Here is a 20,917-nt window from a genome sequence, read left to right on the forward strand (position 1 = left end):
TCGTGGGGGAACCCCACCATCGAGAAGACGACGTCGCTGGCGGCCGCCACCTCGGCGGGCGTGTCGGCCCAGGTGGCGTCGTCGGCGAGCAGGCCCTCGGCCCGCTCCCGGGTCCGGGTGGTGAGGGTGACCGGGTAGCCCCGGCGCATCAGGTGGCCGCACATGGGGCCACCCATGACGCCGGTGCCGATCCACCCGATGCGGGTGGAGGACGGTGCGGCGGGCGGGATCATCGGAGAGATCATGCCCGCTCGAACGCGCCGAGAATCAACGGCCGGGAGGAGGTCGTGGGCGGTGACGAGGCGGTCAGTCGTCGCGGCGCTTGGTGGGCTCGATGCGGGGGAAGAAGGCCCTGACGGTGCCCTCGCTCACCAGGGTGACCGCCCGGTCCCGGTCGAACCTGCCGTTGTGGTGGCTCTCGAGGGCGAGGATGAGCGCCATGCCCATCACGGCACGTGCCGATATGTCGGTGAGCTCGGACTTCAAGCCGTAGCGCTCCTCGACCTCCCGCCACGCCGTGGCCAGGCGGTCCATGGCGACGGCGAAGTTCTCCCGGTAGAACCGCCGGGCGACCTTGGGGTCGCCGAAGAGGACGAGCCCCAGCAGCGGCAGCATCTCCTCGAGGGTGGCGATGAGCTGCCGGTACAGGCCGTTCATCGTCTCCACCTGGCGATCCGGGGTGAGCGGTTCGTCGCCGTCGAGCACCTGCGACGCGGCGACCAGCTTGTCGACGGCCTCCCGGAGCGGCTCGACCACCGCCTCGAAGAAGAGCTGGTCCTTGCTCTCGAAGTGGCGGTAGATCACGCCCTCGCTGATGCCGCCCCGCGCGGCGATGTGCCGGATGGTCGTGCCGTTCATGTCGCCTGTCTCGCTGAAGGCGCGCCGCGCGGCCTGGAGGATCGACTTCTTCCGGGCCTCGGCGGTGAGACGGCGCGGGCGTGGAGCGTCGCTGCCCTTCCCGGCCGACCGGGTGGCTTGCTTGACCATGGGACCTCCTCGATCACCGCACGATAGGTGGCCCCATGCCGGTCGCGGCGCTGCTTGCTGAGTAAGTGTTCGCATGTGGAGACACGGGGCGAGTCGTGGCGACTGGAGCAGGCTCACGGCAACACCCGGACCGGTCGGCGGGGCGATACTCGTCGGGTGTCAGTCACCGATCCCGTCCTATCGGCTGTCATCGAGCGGTTGGAGGCAGCCGGTTGCGTCGCCGCCGACGAGGAGGCAGCCGAGTTCCTCGCCGCCGCACCCGACGAGCCCACGCTCGAGGCGTGGCTTCGCCGGAGGGAACAAGGTGAGCCACCGGCCTGGATCACCGGCACGCTCCTGTTCTGCGGCCAGATGCTGCACATCGCACCGGGCGTCTACGTCCCCCGGCACCAGACCGAAGAGCTGGCCCACCGCGCCTCGCTCCTGCTCCCGGACAACGGTCGGGCCGTCGATCTCTGCACCGGCGCCGGTGCCGTCGCCGCTCACCTCATGGCCCAGGTCCCGTCGGCAACCGTCATCGGCATCGACGTCGACGTGCGGGCGGCCGCCTGCGCTCGCCGCAACGGCGTCCCCACCGCGGTGGCCGACCTCGACGGGCCCGTACGCCGTCACGAGGGGTTCGACGTCGTCACCGCGGTTGCGCCCTACGTCCCGACCGGCGAGCTCCGACTGCTCCCGGCAGACGTGCAGCGCTACGAACCCCGCCTCGCTCTCGACGGCGGGGCCGACGGCCTCGACCTGGTCCACCGGGTCATCGCCGCAGCCAGGCGAGTCCTCCACCCCGGCGGCTGGCTGCTCGTCGAGGTCGGCGGGGATCAAGCCGAGAAGCTGACCCCCACCCTCGCCGCGACCGGCTTCGACCGCATCACACCCTGGTGGGACGAAGACGGCGACCTACGCGGAATCGCCGCCCAAACGACAGGCTCCGGAACATAAAAAGCCCACCGGAGTGAGCGGGACGTTCGGCGGACCAGCGCTCGCCTCGTCGATGGTGCCCATCACGTCGCCGTCGGCGTCAGACCAGAGCGTCGACCTTCATGAGCCGGGCGAGGTTGCCGCCCATGATCTTCTGGACGCTCTCGCCGGGCAGGCCTTCGAGCTCGTCGACGTAGCTGGCGGGGTCGGCGAGACCCTCGGGGTGCGGGTAGTCGGACCCGAACAGCACCCGGTCCACGCCGATGACCTCGGCGAGCGCCCCCAGGTCTTCCTCCCAGAAGGGGCTGACGTGGATGCGCTTGAGCACGGCGACCGGGTCCTCGGCGAAGTCCTGGGGCATCTTCCTGTAGACGTCGGCCAGGTTCTTCAGCAGGGGCTCGACCCAGCTGCTGCCGTTCTCGATGACCGCGACCTTCAGATCCGGGAAGCGCGACAGGGCGCCGTGGCACACCAGCGCGGCGACGGCGTCCTCGATGGGTCGCCACTGGGCGATCATCCGGAACGCCTGCGGTTGGAAGGGCAGCATCTCGCTGTCGCTGCCCAGCCACTCGTTGGTGTAGCGGTCGTAGCCGCTGTCCGACGAGTGCATGCCCACCAGCACGTCGGCCTCCACCACCTTCTCCCAGAAGGGATCGAACTCCGGCAGCCCGAACGACCGCGACCCCCGGTAGCCGGGCACCGGCGCGGGCCGGATGAGCACGGCGCGGGCGCCCCGCTCCACGACCCACTCCAGCTCCTCGATCGCCTTCTCGACGATCGGCAGGGTGATCACCGGCGTGGTGAAGATGCGGTCCTCGTGGTTGAACGACCAGGTCTCGTACATCCACTGGTTGAGGGCGTGGATCACCGCGTGCACCAGCTCGACGTCGTCGCGCATCCGCTCCTCGATGAGGCTGGCCAGCGTCGGGAACATCAGGGCCCGGTCGATGCCCTGCTCGTCCATCAGCTCGATCCGCGGTGCCGGCTCGCGGAACGCCGGGATCGACCGCATCGCCTTCCCGAAGATCTCGCGGCGGTTCTTGCCCTCCGGGTTCCCGACCCGGAAGTACTCCTCCATCGCCCCCGGGCGGGCCACCACGTCGAACGTCGGGTTGGGGATGTACTCGCTGATCCGACCCCGCACCACGATCTTCGTCCGTCCCCGCACGTCGACGTAGTCGATGGCGCCGCGGTAGCGGTCGGGGAGGAACTTCGTCAGCGCCTCCGGTGTCTCGTACAGGTGGTTATCAGCGTCGAAAACCGGAAACTCGCACCTGCGCGTCATGTGACCGACAGTAGAACTTAACTAACAATAGCGTCAACATCGTGACCGGCACGAGCCTGCGGACGCCTGAAACGGCGCCGGGAGGCGTGCGTCTCACCTAACGGTGGTGTCACACTCTTGGCCGATCGTCGAAGGTGCTGACCAGCGATGACCGACACTCCCACCGTGCACCCCGAGACCGACTGGTCCACGGACCGGGCGTTCCGGAAGCGCTGCCTGGAGCAGCTCCACGAGGGCCTCGAAGCCGAACGCGAGGAGCTCCGCGAGCAGCTGATCCTCGAGGTCGGCGGCCCCCGCATGGCCACCAACGGGCCGCAGCTCTCACCGCAGGTCGACCTGATCTCCTTCACCGGCTCCACCGCCGTCGGCAGGCACATCATGGAGAAGGGCGCGGCCACCATGAAGCGGACGTTCCTCGAGCTGGGCGGCAAGTCGGCACGATCGTGCTCGACGACGCCGACCTCGACAGCGCGCTCATGGTCGGCCTCGCGGTCTGCTTCCACGCCGGCCAGGGCTGCGCCATCCCCACCCGGATGCTCCTGCCCCGCTCCCGCTACGCCGAGGGCGTCGAGAAGGTCACGACCTCCGAAATTGCGTGGCTGGTGGTCGCCACAGGGCCGCCTGCCACGCAGTTTCGGGGGGTCAGCGAACGGCCTGGACGGGGACGTTCGAGTAGCCGGCGACGTTCGACATGTGGACCCGCTGGAGGCCCGCGCCGTCGACCTCGAGCCGCCGCCACCGGCTGGCCAGCTCCTCGAGTGCGATCCGGCTCTCCATGCGGGCCAGGGCGGCCCCGAGACAGCTGTGCGCTCCGTGGCCGAACCCGATGGAGATGCTCGGCGGGCGTTCGATGTCGAAGTCGTCGGCGTTCTCGAAGGCCCGAGGGTCGCGTGTGGCCGCTCCTGTGATGAGCAGGACCGGGAACCCGGCGGGCACCGTGCCGCCGTCGAGCTCCCGCTCCTCGACCGAGAACCGGCCCTGGTACTGGGAGGGCGGCAGGTAGCGCAGGATCTCCTCGACGGCCGGCGGGATCTTCCCGGGGTCGTCGAGGATCTTCTGCCACTGGTCGGGGTGGCGGTCGAACAGCACGACCGCGTTGCCGACGAGCTTCGTCACGGTCTCGGCACCGGCGCCGCCCAGCAGGGACGCGAAGCCGGCGATCTCACCGTCGTCGAGCCCGGTCTCCTCGCCGTCGCCCCGGTCGACGGTGACCTGCGTCAGGCGCGAGAGCATGTCGTCGCCCGGGTTCCGCCGCTTCTCGGCGGTCAGCTCCAGGTAGTACACCACCTGCTCCAGCACCGCGGCCTGGCCCTCGGGGGTCGGGTCCATCTCGCCGGGCTCGCGGTGGAGGCTGGCGTCGAGCCAGTGGCGGATCTGCTGGCGCTCGCCCTCGGGCACGCCGAGCATCCGGGAGATGATCTCGACGGGGAACAGCGCCGAGAAGTCGGCCACGGCGTCGAACTCGCTCCGGTCGTCGAGCGGTTCGAGGAAGCTGCGGACGGTGTCGCGGATCATCGGTTCCAGCGCGGTGACGGCCCGGGGCGTGAACACCCGGCTGACCAGGGCCCGCAGCCGGTCGTGCTCGGGCGGGTCCATCATGATGATGAGCTTGAGGCCCCGGATCATGTCCGGGTCCTTCGAGAGTGTCGACAGCTCGATGCCGTTCGCGCTGGAGAACCCCTGCCAGTCGCGGTGGGCGGCCAGCACGTCGGCGAAGCGCGACAGGGCGTAGAACCCGTAGCGCTCGCTGTAGTAGACGGGCGCCTCGTCGCGCAGGCGCCGGTACACGTCGGTCGGGTCGTTGAAGTACTCGTCGGAGAACGGGTCGAACTCGACGGCGGCGCTGGTGGTGCTCACGCGTGCTCCTTGGGGGAAGGCAGGACCCCGGGGCGCGGGGCCACGGTGACGGACGGCATGGAGAGGGTGGCGCCACCCCGGAGGACGGCGTCGACGCCGGCGACGAGGTGATCGACGTCGATCAGCGACCCGGCGATGTACTTGCGCTCGACCCAGACGGTGGCGAGCTCGACGGCGAGCTCCTGGTCCCCGACCTCGGTGAACCCCGTCATCGAGTCGCCCTCGCCGCCGGCGCAGTCGCCCACGACCAGTCGGGTGAAGCCGACGCGCCTACGACGACCGTTCGCAAACCACTCGCCCCCCTTGTCGGCTGACCCGGATGTTAGTCGGGGGTCAGGTGAAAGAGGCGCCCTTCCTTGGATTTGGTGACGTGGTTGTAAGGGTTGGGCGGGGCCCAGCGGTCAGCGGCCCAGGAATCCCCGCTCGATGATGTGGGCGGCGGCGTCGACCATTGCCGTCGACCGCTCCCGCGAGCCGAACGCCCCGAGCAGCGCCACCATGATCACGGCGTCGGTCTCGACGTCGCCGAAGTCGCGTGGCTGCAGGAAGCGCGCCATCCGTCGACGGCCCCAGTCGAGCGCGGCGGCCGAGTCGGACCGGAGGGTGGTGTCCTGCAGCGCGGCGTCGACCCAGACGCGGATCATCGCCGCCTCGGCGGCCTGCAGGGAGTTGTAGCGCCGCAGCCACCGGCGCAGGGCGGTGCGGCCCGCCGAGCCGTCGAGCACGGTGGTGTCGGGCGCGTCGGCGAAGGCGGTCGACACCTTCCCGATGGCGCGCACGGCGAGGAGGTGCGCGAACTGGTCCTTGCTCTCGAAGTAGCGGTAGAAAGCGCCGTGGGACACGCCGGCGGCCGCGACGACGTCGTTGATGCGCGCCCGGTGGTAGCCGCGGGCCACGAACACGTCGCGGCCCGCGTCCATCAGGGCCTGGAGGGTGCGCCGACCGGCGGCGTTGAGCTCGGGCGCCGCCTCGTTGCGCAGGGCCTCCTGCATGATCGGGCCGAACTCGAGCGTCGGCGGGCGCACGTCGGCGGGCGGGCGCACGTTCACGTCGGCCAGCAGGCCGAACAGCGTGCGGTGCACGATGTCGGCGAGGGCGTCCCCGAGGCGCTCCCTCGGGTAGGCGTCGGGTGTCGCCAGGCGCACGACCGCGGCGTCGGCGTACGCCCGGGGCAGGCACTCCAGCAGGAGCGCGATCACCGGGTCGAGCTGGCGGGGCGGCAGCGTGGTGGTCGCCAGCCGGGAGCGGATCCCGGCGACGTTCCGCTCGTCCGAGCGGGCCGACTCGCCGGCGACCGACTCGTCGCTCTCCGCCGCGGTCTGGAACGCCTGGAAGACGGGTTCGTAGCGCTGGTGGATGTCGTCGTAGCGGGCGATCCAGGCCCGTATCGTCGCCCAGCCGTCGGCGTCGGCGGTGATCGGGCCGAGCGCCTCGACCGACGCGCTCAGCTGGCGGCCGACCTGCCCGGCCAGGTGGCGGAACACGTCCTCCTTGCCGGAGAAGTACTGGTAGAACGACGCCCGCGAGCAGCCGGCGACCTTGGTGATCCGGTCGATGCCGCACTGGTGGTAGCCCTCCTCGCCGAAGACCCGCAGGGCCGCGTCGAGGATCCGCTGCTGCGTCCGCTGCCCCCGCGCCCCCACCAGCGGGTTGTGGGAGAAGGGCGCGCGGCGCGCCACCGACTCCGGCTCGCCGTCGGGCAACCGGCCGCCGTCGGCGACGCGGGTCGGCTCACGATCGGAGTTCGTCGGGCGAGGAGGCATGGACCACCTTGGCGAAGTCGGCGGGCAAGCTACCAGCACCGTTGCGTCGGGCGACCGGCCTGGAGTGGTGGACGTTCGGAAGTTGACCCTACTGTTAGACCCCGTGCCTATCGGCGAGGGTGGCGAGAGGGAGGCCGAGGTTCCATGAAGCTGCGACCGGGTCAGAAGCTGCACAGCGCGGTGTGCGAGGCGCAGGTGGTCGTCGTGCGGGCACCGTCGACGGAGGTCGAGTTGGCCTGCGGCGGCGCCCCGCTGCTGGAGGACGGGCAGGAGCCCGCCGGCGCCGCCGTGCTGGACGAGGCGCTGGGCGACGGTCCGCTGCTCGGCAAGCGCTACGCGGACGAGGACCTGGGCCTCGAGCTGCTGTGCACGCGGCCGGGCAAGGGCGCGTTGAGCGTCGACGGTCGTCCGCTGCTGGTCAAGGGCGCCAAGCCGCTGCCCTCGTCGGACTGACGGGCCTGGGCATGAACCTGCTCCTGCTGCTGGACATGGCCGCCGCGGGCCGCGGCGACGAGGTGGTCGTGCAGTCCGGCGACGAGCGGCTCACCGCCGGTGAGCTGCTCACCAGCGCCTGGGCGGGCGCCGAGGTGGCGGCGGGGGCCGCCGCGCTGGCCTACGTCGGCACCAACGGCCTCGCCTTCCCGATCGGCCTGTTCGCGGCCGCGGCGGCAGGGGTGCCGTTCGTGCCCTTGAACTACCGGCTCAGCGACGACCAGCTCCACGACCTGCTGACCCCGCTGGGCGACGTGGTGGTGGTCGCCGAGGGCAAGGCGGCCGAGGCCCTGGCCGCCCGGGGCCACCACGTGGTCGACACGGCGGCGTTCGTGGCCACGGCCCGGGCCGGGACCGACGCCGGCGAGGTGCCCGAGGACGGCGAGAGCCCGGCGGTGCTGCTGTACACGAGCGGCACGACCGCCGCGCCCAAGGCCGCGGTGCTCCGGCACCGGCACCTCACGTCGTACGTGATCGGCACCGTGGAGTTCGGTGGGGCCGGACCGGAGGACGCCGTGCTGGTGAGCGTGCCCCCGTACCACGTGGCCGGTCTCGCCAACCTCCTGAGCAACCTGTACCTCGGGCGGCGCATCGTCTACCTCGGCCAGTTCGACGCCGCCGCCTGGATCGCCGCGGTCCGCCGGCACGGGATCACCCAGGCGATGGTGGTGCCCACGATGCTGGCCCGCATCTGCGACGTCCTCGACACCGACGCCGACACCGACGCCGATAGCGGGGGTCTGCCCAGCCTGCGGGCGCTGTCCTACGGGGGCGCCCGCACCCCGGCCACCGTCCTGCAGAGGGTGATGACCCTGCTGCCCGACGTCGAGCTCACCAACGCCTACGGGCTCACCGAGACCAGCTCCACGATCGCCGTCCTCGGCCCCGACGACCACCGCGCCGCCCGCGACGGCGACCTGGCGGCGACCGTCCGCCTGGCGTCGGCGGGTCGGGTGCTGCCCACCATCGAGCTGCAGGTCAGAGGGCCCGATGGCAGCCCGGTCCCGGCCGGTGATCCCGGCGAGATCTGGGTGCGCGGCGAGCAGGTGTCGGGCGAGTACGCCGGCCGGGAGGCGCCGCTCGACGACGACGGCTGGTTCCCCACCCGCGACCGCGGCTGGGTCGACCCCGACGGCTACCTGTTCATCGAGGGCCGCAGCGACGACACCATCATCCGCGGCGGCGAGAACATCGCCCCCGCCGAGATCGAGGAAGTGCTGCTCCAGCACCCCGACATCGAGCAGTGCGCGGTGGTCGGCGTCCCCGACGACGAGTGGGGCCAGCGGATCGCCGTCGCCATCGTGGTCCGGGCCGGCGCCACTCTCGACGCCACCGCGGTCCAGGACTTCGCCCGGCAGTCGCTGCGGGGCTCGAAGACCCCGGAGGTCGTCTCCTTCACCGCGGAACTGCCCTACACCGAGACGGGCAAGCTGCTGCGCCGGGTGGTGCAGGCCGACCTCATCGGCGCAGGTCCTTAGGGCGGGTGCGCCGCGGGCATCTCCGTGCTACTTTTGATGTGACTCAAGTGTTAGTTGTAGGAGCATCCACGGGCGACAGGAGGGTCGGCGATGGACATCAACGACATGGTTCTGGTCAGCGTCGACGACCACGTGGTCGAGCCGCCGCACCTCTTCGAGGACCGGTTGCCCGCCAAGTACGTCGACCTGGCACCCCAGTTCGTCACCCGTGACGACGGCACCAACGCCTGGGTCTACGAGGGCCAGGAGATCGCCAACGTCGCGCTCAACGCGGTGTCCGGCCGGCCACCGGAGGAGTACGGGATGGAGCCGACCTCCTTCTCCGAGATCCGGCCCGGCACCTGGGACATCGACGAGCGGGTGAAGGACATGGACGCCAACGGTGTCCTGGGGTCCCTCTGCTTCCCGTCGTTCCCGCAGTTCTGCGGCCAGCTCTTCGCCCGCACCGAGGACAAGGACGTCGCCCTGGCGATGGTCCGGGCCTACAACGACTGGCACATCGACGAGTGGTGCGGCACCCACCCCGGCCGCTTCATCCCCTGCCCGCTGCCGGCCATCTGGGACCCGGAGGTGCTGGCCGCGGAGATCCGCCGCACCGCCGCCAAGGGCGCCCACGCCGTCACGTTCTCGGAGAACCCGTCGAAGCTCGGCTGGCCCAGCTTCCACTCCGACCACTGGGACCCGTTCTGGCAGGCCTGTAGCGACGAGGGCGTCGTCGTCTGCCTCCACATCGGGTCGTCCTCGCAGATGGTGATCACCTCACCGGACGCCCCGATCGACTGCCTGATCACGCTCACGCCGATCAACATCGTGCAGGCGGCCACCGACCTGGTCTGGTCGCCGGTGCTGCGCAAGTTCCCCGACCTCAAGATCGCCCTGTCGGAGGGCGGGATCGGCTGGATCCCGTACTTCCTGGAGCGCATTGACTACAACTACCGCAAGCACCACCTGTGGACCGGGCAGGACTTCGGCGACAAGCTGCCCAGCGAGGTCTTCAACGACCACATCCTCACGTGCTTCATCGACGACCGCTTCGGCATGGCGACCCGGGAGTTCCTCCGGCTGGACCACGTGATGTGGGAGTGCGACTACCCCCACTCCGACTCCACCTGGCCGTTCGCACCGGAGACGCTCGCCGAGCACCTCGACGGTGTCAGTGATGCCGAGATCGATGCCATCAGCCACCTCAACGCCATGCGGCACTTCTCCTACGACCCCTTCACGCCCCAGGGCGGCAAGGAGAGCTCCACCGTCGGCGCGCTGCGCCTGCGGGCCGCCGGCCACGACGTGTCGATCCGGTCGACCAACACCAGCAAGGTCGGCGGCCACGCCACCCGGGCGGTCGACCTGGCCACGCCGGGCACCCGCTGAGGGTCGGCTCGGCGTTCGGGCCAGGGCCTCACCACTGCTCTGCCAGCCGGGGGAGCACTTTCGCGGCGATGAGCTCGAGGCTCTCCCAGGCGACGTCCGGGGAGAGGCCGCCCATGAGCGGGTGGAGGCGGAGGCTGCCGCGGGCGCGGGCCATGGCCAGGCACTCGTCGGGCGTGACGACGGCGTAGGTGCCGCCGGCCCGCAGCGTGTCGGCGTCGTCGCTGGGCTTGTAGCGGTGGACGCCCTCGGCGGCGGCGAGCCAGGCGCCGTAGGAGTTGGTCTCGTGGAGGGCGTGGGGGGCGATCTGCGCCCAGGCCCGGTCGGGGTCGTCGGCCACGTGGACGAACAGCGGCCCGCCGACGGGCGGGGGCGGCCCGGCCTCGCGGCCGAGCTCGCGGCAGGCCTCCTCGTAGGCGGGCCACACCGACGCGTCGACGGGGATGAAGCCGTCGCCCAGCCGCGCGGCGCGGCGGGCGGCCGCCTTGGTGGAACCGCCCATCAGCAGCACCGGCCCGTTGGGGCGCAGCGGCCGGGGGGTGATGCGCACGCGCCGGCCCCGGTACTCGAACTCCTCGCCGGTCCAGGCGGCGCGCAGGACGGCGACGCCCTCCTCGACGAGCGCGATCCGGTCGCCCATCTCGTGGCCGTACATGGCCAGCTCCTCGGGCCGGTAGCCGGCGCCGATGATGAGGTCGACGCGGCCGCCGCTGGCCAGGTCGAGCACGGCGAGGTCCTCGGCGAGGCGGATCGGGTCGTACAGCGGCAGCACCAGGGCGCTGACCAGCACCCGCAGCTTGCTCGTCCGGCCCATGACCGCGGCGGCGAGCACCAGCGGGGAGGGGAGGTAGCCGTCGTCGGAGCCGTGGTGCTCGGTGAGGGCCACCATCCCGAACCCGTGCTCCTCCGCCCACGCGCACTGCTCCAGGGCCGCCCGGTACAGCGCCTCCGCCGGCACGCCGAACGCCGGCGCCCGCAGGTCGTAGCGCAGCCCCAGCCGGAAGTCGGTCTCGGTCATGTTCCCCCCACTCGGTTCATATGGTTCAGGCGTTGAGGCGGTTCAGCGGTCGAACGCCCGCGTCGTGGCGACGACCGCGAGCCGGTCGTCGCTGCCGGCGTCTCGCACCTCGACGCGCCCCAGCCCGGCGTGCACGGCGGCCGACGCCACCGCCGGCCCCACCCGCACGGGCCGCAGGTAGCGCATGGCGATCGAGCTGAGCGTCGCCCCTGGCGCGACCGACAGTGCGGCTTCCTCCACGGCCAGGGCGACGAGGCCGCCGTTGACGGTCTGCGCGCTGTTCAGGCCGTCGTCGGAGCGATGGAGGACGGCCACCCCCGGCTCGCGGCGCTCGCAGCGGGCCCGTTCGGCGAACGGCACCTGCAGCCGCTCGCCCGGATCGTCCCGCGAGTCGAGGAGGGCGACGCCGGGCGGCATGGTGAGGCCCGGGTCCGGTGCGGCCATGAACGACGCGGTGCTGAGGGCGACCGGCATGCCGTGGTCGTCGGTGAAGTCGACACTGCACACGACGATCGAACGTCCGGCCTTGACCGTGCGGGCCACCGCGTGGATCCCGCCTTCGCCCGGCGGCTGCTGGTAGGCGTGCACGTCGAGCTCGAGCGTGACCGGGACCCGCGGCGCCAGCCCCTCGACGGCGAGCAGCCCGGCGGCGTGGTCGGACCAGGTGGCGAGGATCGACGTCCTCAGCCGCGTGGTCCCGGGCGCCCACATCTGCGGGGTGACGAGCGCGGAGCCCCGCATCTCGTCGCCGGCGCGGGCCAGCGCGAAGCCGAGCTCCTGCAGGATGTGCCCGCTGGGGGGCCGGTCGGCGTCGAGGTCCGTCACCCGAGCGTGTCGTCCGCCCAGGCCTGGAGCTGCGGCACCAGAAGCGGCCAGCGGACGAACAGGCCCGCCGCCGCCCCCGCCGTGCGGGAGGCCTGGCGTTCGATCCACTCGGTGTCGCCCCACGGCGGCTCGACCAGCCGGGTGTCGGGCAGGAGGTCGGCCACCGCCTCCGACGTGGCGCGGGTGTGGTGGGCGTCGCTCTCGCCGCTGCGGAACACCAGGGCGGGGATGTCGAGCTTGCGGGCGTCGGCGTCGGGCAGGCCGGGGACGACCTCGTCGCCGCAGGGGCAGTACGCGGTCATCCACCGTTCGAGGGTGGCGATGAGCTCGTGCGGGTCCTGGTCGAGGAAGCGCTGCCGGTTCGACGGGTTGCCTTCCAGCACCTCGGCCCACTCGGGCAGCGCGACCACGGCCTCCATGCCACCGGTCCAGGCGGCGTGGACCGACCCGCCGCAGTAGTGCGTGGCGAGGGAGATGAGGCCGAAGGGCCCGCCGCTGATCCACCAGACGGCGAGGCCCGCGGCGACCTCGGGGTGGCGGGCCGCGGCGAGCAGCGACACCCGGGAACCCCCGGAGCCGCCGGCGATCACGGCGGGCGCCATGTCGAGGTGCGTCAGCAGGCCGGCCATCACGTCGGCCTGCATGGCCGACTCGGACTCGCCGGTGAAGCACACGTCGGACCGCCCGCAGTTGGGCCGGTCCCAGATCAGCACCCGGTTGCCGCGCTCGGCCAGCGCCTGGGCCAGCTCCCGCACCCCCGCTGATTCCATGCTGAAGCGACCGCCGGGGGTGATCACCCAGGGTCGCCCGTCGCCGATCACCTCGTACTCGATCGACAGCCCCTCGACCTCAGCCTGTGCCATGGGTGTACCGTAGTGTGACTCGGATGTTAGTTCCAGAGGAGATCGAGCTGCGGCGGCCATTGCTGTCGCCGTGGCGTCAGGGATAGGTGACCGACGATGTTAGTGAACGCTGACTTTGTAGTTGACGCCGATTCTCACTGGTCGGAGCCGCCCGACCTCTTCACCAAGCGGGCGCCCGCCGGGTTCGAGGACCGGGTCCCCCACGTGGAGGACGTCGACGACGAGCCGACGTGGGTCTTCGACGGCCACTCGCTCGGCCGGTTCAGCGCCGCCGGGGTGATCGGGCGCGACGGCGTCAAGGAGACCGCCCACAAGGCGCTGTTCGAGTGGCCGCACGACATGATCCACGTCGGCGCCTACGACCCGAAGGTGCGCCTCGAGGTGCTCGACGAGTGCGGCATCGATGCGCAGGTCATCTTCCCGAGCACCATCGGCCTCGGTGGGCAGGACCTCGGCGTGGTGGACGACGAGGCGCTGTGCCGCCTGGCGGTCGAGATCTACAACGACGGGATGGCGGAGATCCAGGCCGAGTCGAACAACCGCCTGTTGCCGCTGCCGCTCATGCCCGCCTGGAACGTCGACAGCTGCGTCGTCGAGGCCAAGCGGGTGGCGGCGCTCGGCGCCCGGGGCATCAACATGACGTCGGACCCCCAGGACCTCGGCGCCCCCGACCTGGCCAACCGGGCCTGGGACCCCTTCTGGGAGGTGTGCGCCGAGCTGCAGCTCCCGGTGCACTTCCACATCGGCGCCAGCGTGACCGGCATGACCTTCTACGGGAAGTACCCGTGGGAGTCCCACCCCGCCAACACCAAGCTCGCCATCGGCGGCACGCTGCTGTTCATCGGCAACGCCCGCGTCGTGACCAACCTGATCCTCTCGGGCATGTTCGACCGGCACCCTGACCTGAAGATGGTGTCGGTGGAGAGCGGCGTCGGCTGGATCCCGTTCATCCTCGAGACGCTCGACTACGAGATGGCCGAGAACGCCCCGGAGGAGCTGGCGCAGCTGAAGAAGCCGCCGTCGGAGTACTTCCGCAGCAACCTCTACGCCACGTTCTGGTTCGAGAAGAACCGGAACAAGCTGCCGGCCCTGGTCGAGGCGGTGGGCGAGGACAACATCCTGTTCGAGACCGACTTCCCCCACCCGACCTGCATGTACCCGAACCCCCTCGAGACCGTCGCCGAGAAGATGGCGACGCTGTCGCCCGAGGCGCAGCGCAAGATCATGGGCGAGAACGCCCGGAAGCTGTACCGGCTCTGACCATGGAGGCCATCGGGCACTGGGTCGGGGGCCGGGCCGTCGCCGGCACGTCGGGTCGTGTGGGGGCGGTCTACGACCCGGCGCGTGGGGTGCAGGTGGGGGAGGTGGCGCTCGCCTCCCGGGCCGAGGTCGACGCCGTGGTGGAGTCGGCCGTCTCGGCGGCCGCGGAGTGGGGTGCGTCGTCGACCACCCGGCGGGCGGGGCTGCTGTTCCGGCTGCGCGAGCTCATCGACGCGCACAGCGACGACCTGGCGGCGATCGTCAGCCGCCAGCACGGCAAGGTGCTGTCCGACGCCCGGGGGGAGGTCGCCCGGGGGTTGGACAACGTCGAGTTCGCCTGCGGTGTGCCGCACCTGCTGAAGGGTTCGCACAGCGCCGAGGTGTCCACCGGCATCGACGTCCACACCGTGCTGCAGCCGGTCGGCGTCGTCGCCGGCATCACGCCGTTCAACTTCCCCGTGATGGTCCCGCTGTGGATGATGGCCAACGCCCTCGCCTGCGGGAACGCCTTCGTCCTCAAGCCCTCGGAGAAGGACCCCTCGGCGGCCCTCCTGTTGGCCGACCTGGTGACCCGGGCCGGCTTCCCCGACGGCGTGCTCAACGTGGTGCAGGGCGACGCCGAGGCCGTCGACGCCCTGCTGACCCATCCTTCTGTGGACGCCGTGTCGTTCGTGGGGAGCACCGCGGTGGCCCGCCACGTGTACGAGACCGGGACGGCGCACGGCAAGCGCGTCCAGGCGCTCGGGGGCGCCAAGAACCACATGGTCGTGCTCCCCGACGCCGACGTCGACGCTGCCGCCGACGCCGCCATCTCCGCCGCCTACGGCTCCGCGGGGGAGCGCTGCATGGCGATCTCGGTGGTGGTCGCGGTAGGTGCCGCGGCCGACCCGGTGGTCGACGCCATCACGGTGCGGATCCCCGCGGTGGTGGTGGGCCCGGGCGACGATCCGGCGTCGATGATGGGGCCGCTGATCACCCGCGAGCACCGCGACCGGGTGCGGTCCTACGTGACGGGTGCTCCCGACGAGGGCGCCCGGGTGGTGGTCGACGGCTCGGGCTCCGTGCCCGAAGGCGAAGGGTTCTTCGTCGGCTGCTCGTTGCTCGACGAGGTCAAGCCGGGCATGCGGGTCTACGACGACGAGATCTTCGGCCCGGTCCTCTCGGTGGTGCGGGTGGGGACGTTCGAGGAGGCCGTGGCGCTGGTGAACGCCAACCCCTACGGCAACGGCGTGGCCCTGTTCACCCGCGACGGTGGGGCGGCCCGGCAGTTCGAGCGCGAGGTGGAGGTCGGCATGGTCGGCATCAACGTGCCGATCCCCGTGCCGGTGGCCGCCCACTCGTTCGGCGGTTGGAAGGCGTCGCTGTTCGGCGACAGCCCGATCTACGGCCCCGACGGCATCCGGTTCTACACCCGGTCGAAGGTCGTGACCTCCCGCTGGCCCGACCCCGCCTCGAGCGCGATCGACCTGGGGTTTCCCACCAACCGCTGAAGGAGCGACCGCCATGGCCGACATCCTGCAGTCGGACCCGTCCCCGACGGTCCGCCTCCTGGAGACGATCACCACCTTCCCATGAGCGGAGGAACGTGACTAGATCGTTAGTTCGCGTGGCTGGCAGCGACGTGTGGTCCGGCCGAGCTCAGCGGTCGGCCAGGATCCCGTCGACGGTGCGCCTCGCCAGCGCGACGAAGCCCGGATTGGTGGCGCGGTAGTAGGGGATGACGAGTGCCGCTTGGTGGAGCGCGAACCCCCGGGCCCGGGCCCACGTACCGTCGTCGACGGCGAGCGCCGACCGGAAGGCACGCCGACCGGCGGTGCCGAAGACGCTCCACGCCGCGATCACATCGGCGGCGGGATCGCCCCTACCGACCCCGCCGAAGTCGATGACCGAACGAAGTCGTCCGCGGTCCACCAGCAGGTTGGGGCGCAACAGGTCGGCGTGCACCCAGACCGCCGCTCCGTCCCACGGCGGCGCGGCGAGCGAACGCTCCCACTCGGCCAGGACCGCGGGACCGTCCACGAGGTCTGCTGCCGCCTCGATGGCGGCGCGCGTCCAGGGGTCGAGGACCTTCAGCGGAGGCCGGCCGCCGACCGGCGCGTCGTCGTCTCGGCCGACGGACCGCAGTTCATTCACGAACTGGGCGAGATCCAGCGCGGCCTGCTCCTCGTCGTCGATGAGCTCGTCCGCATACGGCCGACCCTCGATCCAGCGGAAGATGGCCCACGGGTACGGGTACGAGCCGTCCGGTTCCCCCTCGGCGATGGGCTCGGGGATGCGCAGCGTCAGGTGGGGAGCGAGTCGCGGCAGCCAACGCAGCTCCCTCTGCAACGACTCGGTCCACTGGTCGAGCAGCGGGAGCCGGACGCAGAGGTCCTGGCCGAGCCGGTACAGCGCGTTCACGGTGCCCGTCGACCGGACCGGGCGGATCGGCAGAGCCGCCAGCTCCGGGAACTGCTCGGCGACCAGCCGCTCGACCAGCGCCACGTCGATGTCGATCTGTCCGTCGTGCATCTTCATCGTTGCAGGAACCGCTCCCCCCAGCCGTGGACCCCGCGGTCATCTTGCTGCAGCAATCGACGCATCGGATCGAGAGGGTCTCAGGATCGTGGGCGGGCGTACTCCGTCGGGTGTAGGCGATCGGGGCGGGAGTACCGCGGCGGGAGCACGTGGGGTTGTGCTGACGGGCGGACGACCCGGGGCCCGTCGATCGTCACGCTGGCGGTATGGCACTCGCGCTGAAGGAAGACACGACGGACCGTCTCGCCGGTCGGGGTACCCGCCGGGCGGGTCGTCGGGTGCACAAGGCTCTGCTGACCGCTCACGTGCTGTCGGCGGTTGGATGGTTCGGGGTGGCGGTGACGGTCGCGTTCTGCGGGATCGTCGGCAGCTCCCGGGACGACCTGGCCTTCTACGAGGTGATCGACGCCACGCTGTGGCTGTCGGTGCCGCTGGGGCTGGCGGCGGCCGCGACCGGTGTCGCCCTCTCGCTCACCACCCGGTGGGGGCTGGCGCGCCACTGGTGGGTGGTGCTCAAGGAGGCGGGGGCGATCGCCGTCATCGTGACCGACGTCCTCGTCGTCGGCCCCACCATGGCCCGGGCCGTCGATTCGGGGACGCCCACCGAGATGCCGGGCCCGATCTTCGCCCACTGCGTCGTCCTGGCCCTGGCCACGCTGCTGTCGATCGTCAAGCCCCGAGCCCGCACCCCGCTGGGCCGCTCGGCGTCTCAGGCGTAGGTGCGGACGAGGTCGAGCACGGCCCGGGCGTCGGGGCCGGTGGCGTGGAGGCCGGTGTCGGCGGGCTCGACCCGGCGGGCGGCGACCAGGCACAGCTCGACACCGGAGCCCTCGACCACGGTGGCGGCCTCGCCGTCGGGCTCGAGGTCCCAGGGCTCGCCGGTGGGGCCGTGGAGCCGGAAGGCGACCGGGCCGCCCAGCTCCCGGCCGGCGCGAGCGAAGGCGTAGGGCAGGGTCCGCCAGGCCAGCCGGGCGACGTGGCGCAGCCGGTCGCCCGGCTCCAGCTCGACGGCCAACGCCTCGGCCACGTCACCCGTGTGGATCCAGCACTCGGCCAGGCGGGTCGCCGCCAGCGTCGCCGCGGACAGCTCGCCGGACACCCACAGCACCCGGCGGTGCGAGTCGTCGTCGGCCAGGCGGGCCAGCAGCTGGTCGGAGACGGCCCGCCAGCGCTGGGCGACCTCGGCGCTGGGCGCCCCACGCTCGTGCTCGACCGCCCAGGCCGCGGTGTCGTCCACCGTCGCCGTCGGCCCCAGCACGGCGACCGCCTTCACGAACCCGGCCGACTCGTCGCCCCCGAGCCGCCCGTCGAGGCTGGCCAGCGCCATCTCCTCGGTCTGCGCCATGTGCAGCACGACGTCCGCCACGTCCCACCCCTCACACCGCGACGCCCGCTGCCACCCCTCGTCGTCCAGCCCGGCGATCAGCCCCCACAACTCACCGTGCTGCTCCCCCAACGCCCTCTGCACGTCCCCCATGGTCCGGTCCATGCGGCGAGGGTACCGGCGCCACCCCCGGCGTGGCCCGGCCCAGAAGGAACGGCATCGGGCGCCGCCTGGTCGTTGCGGCGCCAAGGAACCGAACGGTCGCGCTGCGCCGCACCTACCGCCGGACCGGTCAGCGCCAGTAGTGGGAGGCGACCTCGGCGACCAGGGTGAGCTTCGACCACTGGGCCGATTCCGACAGGGCGTTGCCTTCGAGCGTCGAGGCGAAGCCGCACTGCGGGGAGAGGGCGAGGCGGGCGGGGTCGGTGTGCGCGGCGGCCTCGTCGAGCAGGCGGAGGATCCCGTGCGACGACTCGACCTCGGGCCGCTTCGAGCTGACCAGGCCCAGCACCACCACCGAGTCGCCCGCCGGGAGGTGGCGCAGCGGCGAGAAGTCGCCCATCCGCTCCCGGTCCTCCCACTCGACCAGGAAGGAGTCGTACGGCAGCGAGAAGAACGCCTCCGCCACCGGCTCCAGCGAGCCCTCCGCCACGTAGCGCCCCTGGTTGTTCCCCCGGCACAGGTGGATGCCGGTGCGAACACCCTCGGGCAGCCCGGCGAGCACGGCCCGGTCGGCCCATAGGCACAGCTCCAATGTCTCTTCCCAGTCGAACCCGGCGTGGGTCATCCGGGCGCGCCACTCCGGGTCGCACAGGAACGGGTAGGTCGGGAAGTCGAACTGCACGTAGCGGGCCCCGGCGGCCACTGCTCCCGCCACCAGCGACCGCTCGATCTCCACCACGTGCTCGACCAGGTCCCGGTGCGACGGGTAGGCGTGGTCGTTGATCCCGATCCGCCAGTTGAACGGCAGCGCCAGGAACGACGCCGCCGGGAACGCCACCTTGAACAGGCGGTCGGTGAGCCCCGCGAGGAACGTCGCCTCCCGCTGCGCCGGGTTGTCGACGATCCGCATCCGGTCGACCACGAACTGCATGTTCCAGTCGACGGTCGACCCGTCGGCACCCCGGAACCGGGCCTTGCTGACCTCGGTCGAGAAGCCCTCGATCCCGTCGAACAGCGAGTTGAGGAACATGAAGCGCCGGAGCTCGCCGTCGGTGACCACGTCGAGGCCGACGTCGATCTGGCGCTGCACGACCGCCGGGATCTCCTCGTCGGCGATGGCGTGGACCTCCTCCAGCCCCTTGGCCCGCTCCTCCGCCTGGACGGCGGTGTGACCGGGGGCGTAGAGCCGGTGGTTGGCGTCGACGAGCCGCGGTGATCGCTTGAGGCTCCCGACGACCTCGGCCCGCGGCACAGCCGCCCGCTCAGGCGATGGAGACATCGTGGCCCTCCCAGTACGGCGCCCGCAGCGCCCGCTTCAGGATCTTCCCCGGCCCCGACTTGGGCAGGGGCTCGGTGCGCACCTCGATGTGCTTGGGGGTCTTGTAGCCGGCGATCGTCGCTCGGCAGTGCGAGGTGAGGTCGCGGTCGAGGCCGGCGAGGTCGCGGCCCGGCCGCACGGCGACGACGGCGTGCACCGCCTCGCCCCAGCGGGGGTCGGGCACCCCGAACACCGCGGCCTCCAGCACCGACGGGTGGCTGACCAGGACATCCTCCACCTCCACCGAGTACACGTTCTCGCCGCCGGTGACGATCATGTCCTTGAGCCGGTCGACGAGGAACAGGTAGGCCTCGTCGTCCTGGTAGCCCAGGTCGCCGGTGCGGTACCAGCCGTCGACCAGCGCCGCGGCGGTGGCCCGGGGGTCGCGCCAGTAGCCGGCCATCACGTTCGGCCCCCGCACCCACACCTCGCCCACCTGCCCCGGCTCCAGGGTCGACCCACCCGGCCCGGCCACCCGCACCTCGACGCCCGGCACCGGCTGCCCGCACGACCCCAGCCGGGGGCCGCCCAGCTCCCGCTCCTCGTGCGGCAGGGCGGTGACGATCGGCGCCGTCTCGGTCGCTCCGTAGAAGTGGGCCAGCTCGGCGTCCGGGAAGGTGGCCCGGGCCCGGCGCACCACGTCACCGGCGATCGGCGACCCGGCGTGGCCCAGCAGCCGCAGCGACGAGACGTCCCGCGGCCGGGCCCGCTGCTCGGCGACCAGCGCCGCCACCATGCTCGGCACCGGGAGCGTGGCGGTCACCCGATGACGGGCGATCAGGTCGAGCGAGTCGCCCGGGACGAACCGGGGCTGCATCACGACGGCTGCGCCCAGCCACGCCAGCCCCAGCAGCGGGGCGGTGCCGGCGACGTGGAACAGCGGGGCGACGGCCAGCAGCACGTCGTCACGGGTGAAGCGGCAGGCCAGCGTCTTGTGGAAGGCGTTGGCGACGAGGTTGCGGTGTGTCAGCATCACGCCCTTCGACCGGCCGGTGGTCCCGCCCGTGAAGAAGAGGGCGGCCAGGTCGTCCTCGCCGACAGCGGCGCCTGCGCCCAGGTCCGCCGGGACCGAGCCGGCGACCAGGTCGTCGTAGGCGTCGGGCAGCTCCACGACCTGCTCCACCTCGCTGGCCAGGTGGCCGGCCGGGCGGTCGGTGAGCAGCAGGCGGGCCTCGGCGGAGCGCAGGATCGCCCGCAGCTCCGGATCGGCCAGGCGGGTGTTGAGCGGCACGACCACCAGGCCCGCCGCCGGCACGGCCAGGTACGCCTCCAGGTGGCGGTGGCAGTTGAGCGCCAGCACCGCCACCCGGTCGCCCCGGCGCAGGCCGAGCGCGGCGAGCCCGCCGGCCAGCCGCCGACAGCGCTCGTGCAGGGTCCGGTAGTCGACGAGGTCGTCCCCGCAGACGACCGCCGTGCGTTCGGCCGCCGTGCGGGCGGCATGACGGATCGGGTCGGCGACGGTGAGCATCGGGTTCCCCCTTCGGC

The 20,917-nt window shown here is 71.9% G+C and carries 20 protein-coding genes; 7 read left to right on the top strand and 13 right to left on the bottom strand.

From position 1 onward, the window contains the following. Together VK611_02675 and VK611_02680 are read right to left on the bottom strand one after the other, a co-directional pair. Positions 1-233: NAD(P)-binding domain-containing protein (locus VK611_02675; protein HMG40197.1), on the bottom strand; the 233-nt coding region annotated here is incomplete at its 3' end. Between the two features lie 73 nt (positions 234-306). Beyond that, positions 307-987 (bottom strand): helix-turn-helix domain-containing protein, encoded by a 681-nt coding sequence (locus VK611_02680; GenBank protein HMG40198.1) that lies wholly within the window; start codon positions 985-987, stop codon positions 307-309. Positions 988-1,185: 198 nt separating this feature from the next. Here VK611_02680 and VK611_02685 point away from each other — a divergent pair, with 198 nt between their 5' ends. After that, positions 1,186-1,923: a HemK/PrmC family methyltransferase gene (locus VK611_02685; protein ID HMG40199.1), complete on the top strand. Its 738-nt coding sequence runs from the start codon at positions 1,186-1,188 to the stop codon at positions 1,921-1,923. A gap of 79 nt (positions 1,924-2,002) precedes the next feature. Here the strand turns inward: VK611_02685 and VK611_02690 are convergent, their stop codons facing one another. The 4 genes from VK611_02690 to VK611_02705 all read right to left on the bottom strand — a co-directional run bounded on the left by VK611_02690 (position 2,003) and on the right by VK611_02705 (position 6,807). Continuing rightward, complete coding sequence (locus tag VK611_02690; protein ID HMG40200.1) at positions 2,003-3,187, bottom strand: amidohydrolase family protein; 1,185 nt, start codon at positions 3,185-3,187, stop codon at positions 2,003-2,005. A gap of 642 nt (positions 3,188-3,829) precedes the next feature. Further along, on the bottom strand, positions 3,830-5,044 hold the full coding sequence (locus VK611_02695) for a cytochrome P450 (protein ID HMG40201.1): 1,215 nt from the start codon (positions 5,042-5,044) through the stop codon (positions 3,830-3,832). Then, a complete protein-coding gene (locus VK611_02700) occupies positions 5,041-5,256 on the bottom strand; it encodes a hypothetical protein (protein ID HMG40202.1) in 216 nt (71 codons plus the stop codon). The genes VK611_02695 and VK611_02700 overlap by 4 nt, the downstream gene beginning before the upstream one ends. A 189-nt stretch (positions 5,257-5,445) precedes the next feature. Then, entirely contained in the window at positions 5,446-6,807 is a 1,362-nt protein-coding gene (locus tag VK611_02705) for a TetR/AcrR family transcriptional regulator (GenBank protein ID HMG40203.1), read from the bottom strand. A 144-nt stretch (positions 6,808-6,951) separates the two neighbouring features. On the opposite strand from VK611_02705, the gene VK611_02710 reads away from it, so the two are divergent. The 3 genes from VK611_02710 to VK611_02720 all read left to right on the top strand — a co-directional run bounded on the left by VK611_02710 (position 6,952) and on the right by VK611_02720 (position 10,148). Beyond that, the gene (locus tag VK611_02710) at positions 6,952-7,260 is read left to right on the top strand and encodes a hypothetical protein (protein ID HMG40204.1); all 309 of its coding nucleotides are present in this window, start codon (positions 6,952-6,954) and stop codon (positions 7,258-7,260) included. A gap of 11 nt (positions 7,261-7,271) precedes the next feature. After that, positions 7,272-8,777 carry a fatty acid--CoA ligase family protein gene (locus tag VK611_02715; protein HMG40205.1) on the top strand — a complete coding sequence of 502 codons (1,506 nt, stop codon included), beginning with the start codon at positions 7,272-7,274 and terminating at the stop codon, positions 8,775-8,777. Between the two features lie 90 nt (positions 8,778-8,867). Then, positions 8,868-10,148: an amidohydrolase family protein gene (locus VK611_02720; protein HMG40206.1), complete on the top strand. Its 1,281-nt coding sequence runs from the start codon at positions 8,868-8,870 to the stop codon at positions 10,146-10,148. A 28-nt stretch (positions 10,149-10,176) separates the two neighbouring features. On the opposite strand, the gene VK611_02725 is transcribed toward VK611_02720, so the two are convergent. The 3 genes from VK611_02725 to VK611_02735 are packed head-to-tail and all read right to left on the bottom strand — an operon-like array spanning position 10,177 to position 12,851. Next, positions 10,177-11,163 carry an LLM class flavin-dependent oxidoreductase gene (locus VK611_02725; protein HMG40207.1) on the bottom strand — a complete coding sequence of 329 codons (987 nt, stop codon included), beginning with the start codon at positions 11,161-11,163 and terminating at the stop codon, positions 10,177-10,179. Between the two features lie 42 nt (positions 11,164-11,205). Next, a complete protein-coding gene (locus tag VK611_02730) occupies positions 11,206-11,988 on the bottom strand; it encodes a hypothetical protein (GenBank protein ID HMG40208.1) in 783 nt (260 codons plus the stop codon). Next, positions 11,985-12,851 carry an alpha/beta hydrolase gene (locus tag VK611_02735; protein HMG40209.1) on the bottom strand — a complete coding sequence of 289 codons (867 nt, stop codon included), beginning with the start codon at positions 12,849-12,851 and terminating at the stop codon, positions 11,985-11,987. The genes VK611_02730 and VK611_02735 overlap by 4 nt, the downstream gene beginning before the upstream one ends. Before the next feature lie 96 nt (positions 12,852-12,947). On the opposite strand from VK611_02735, the gene VK611_02740 reads away from it, so the two are divergent. Continuing rightward, on the top strand, positions 12,948-14,111 hold the full coding sequence (locus VK611_02740; GenBank protein HMG40210.1) for an amidohydrolase family protein: 1,164 nt from the start codon (positions 12,948-12,950) through the stop codon (positions 14,109-14,111). A gap of 2 nt (positions 14,112-14,113) precedes the next feature. Further along, positions 14,114-15,601 carry a CoA-acylating methylmalonate-semialdehyde dehydrogenase gene (locus tag VK611_02745; protein ID HMG40211.1) on the top strand — a complete coding sequence of 496 codons (1,488 nt, stop codon included), beginning with the start codon at positions 14,114-14,116 and terminating at the stop codon, positions 15,599-15,601. Positions 15,602-15,749: 148 nt separating this feature from the next. Here the strand turns inward: VK611_02745 and VK611_02750 are convergent, their stop codons facing one another. After that, positions 15,750-16,622, bottom strand: coding sequence for an aminoglycoside phosphotransferase family protein (locus VK611_02750; protein HMG40212.1), 873 nt, complete (start codon positions 16,620-16,622; stop codon positions 15,750-15,752). A 212-nt stretch (positions 16,623-16,834) separates the two neighbouring features. On the opposite strand from VK611_02750, the gene VK611_02755 reads away from it, so the two are divergent. After that, on the top strand, positions 16,835-17,347 hold the full coding sequence (locus VK611_02755; protein ID HMG40213.1) for a hypothetical protein: 513 nt from the start codon (positions 16,835-16,837) through the stop codon (positions 17,345-17,347). Here VK611_02755 and VK611_02760 read toward each other — a convergent pair. The 3 genes from VK611_02760 to VK611_02770 form a co-directional block, all read right to left on the bottom strand. Beyond that, complete coding sequence (locus VK611_02760) at positions 17,338-18,117, bottom strand: maleylpyruvate isomerase family mycothiol-dependent enzyme (protein HMG40214.1); 780 nt, start codon at positions 18,115-18,117, stop codon at positions 17,338-17,340. The two genes, VK611_02755 and VK611_02760, sit on opposite strands and share 10 nt — an antisense overlap. Positions 18,118-18,244: 127 nt before the next feature. Then, positions 18,245-19,393, bottom strand: a complete 1,149-nt coding sequence (locus tag VK611_02765; GenBank protein HMG40215.1) for a cobalamin-independent methionine synthase II family protein — start codon at positions 19,391-19,393, stop codon at positions 18,245-18,247. Further along, the gene (locus VK611_02770; protein HMG40216.1) at positions 19,377-20,900 is read right to left on the bottom strand and encodes an AMP-binding protein; all 1,524 of its coding nucleotides are present in this window, start codon (positions 20,898-20,900) and stop codon (positions 19,377-19,379) included. The genes VK611_02765 and VK611_02770 overlap by 17 nt, the downstream gene beginning before the upstream one ends. Positions 20,901-20,917: the final 17 nt, after the last annotated feature.

It is taken from the genome of Acidimicrobiales bacterium, from assembly GCA_035316325.1.
Lineage (GTDB): Bacteria > Actinomycetota > Acidimicrobiia > Acidimicrobiales > VFJN01 > DASXTK01.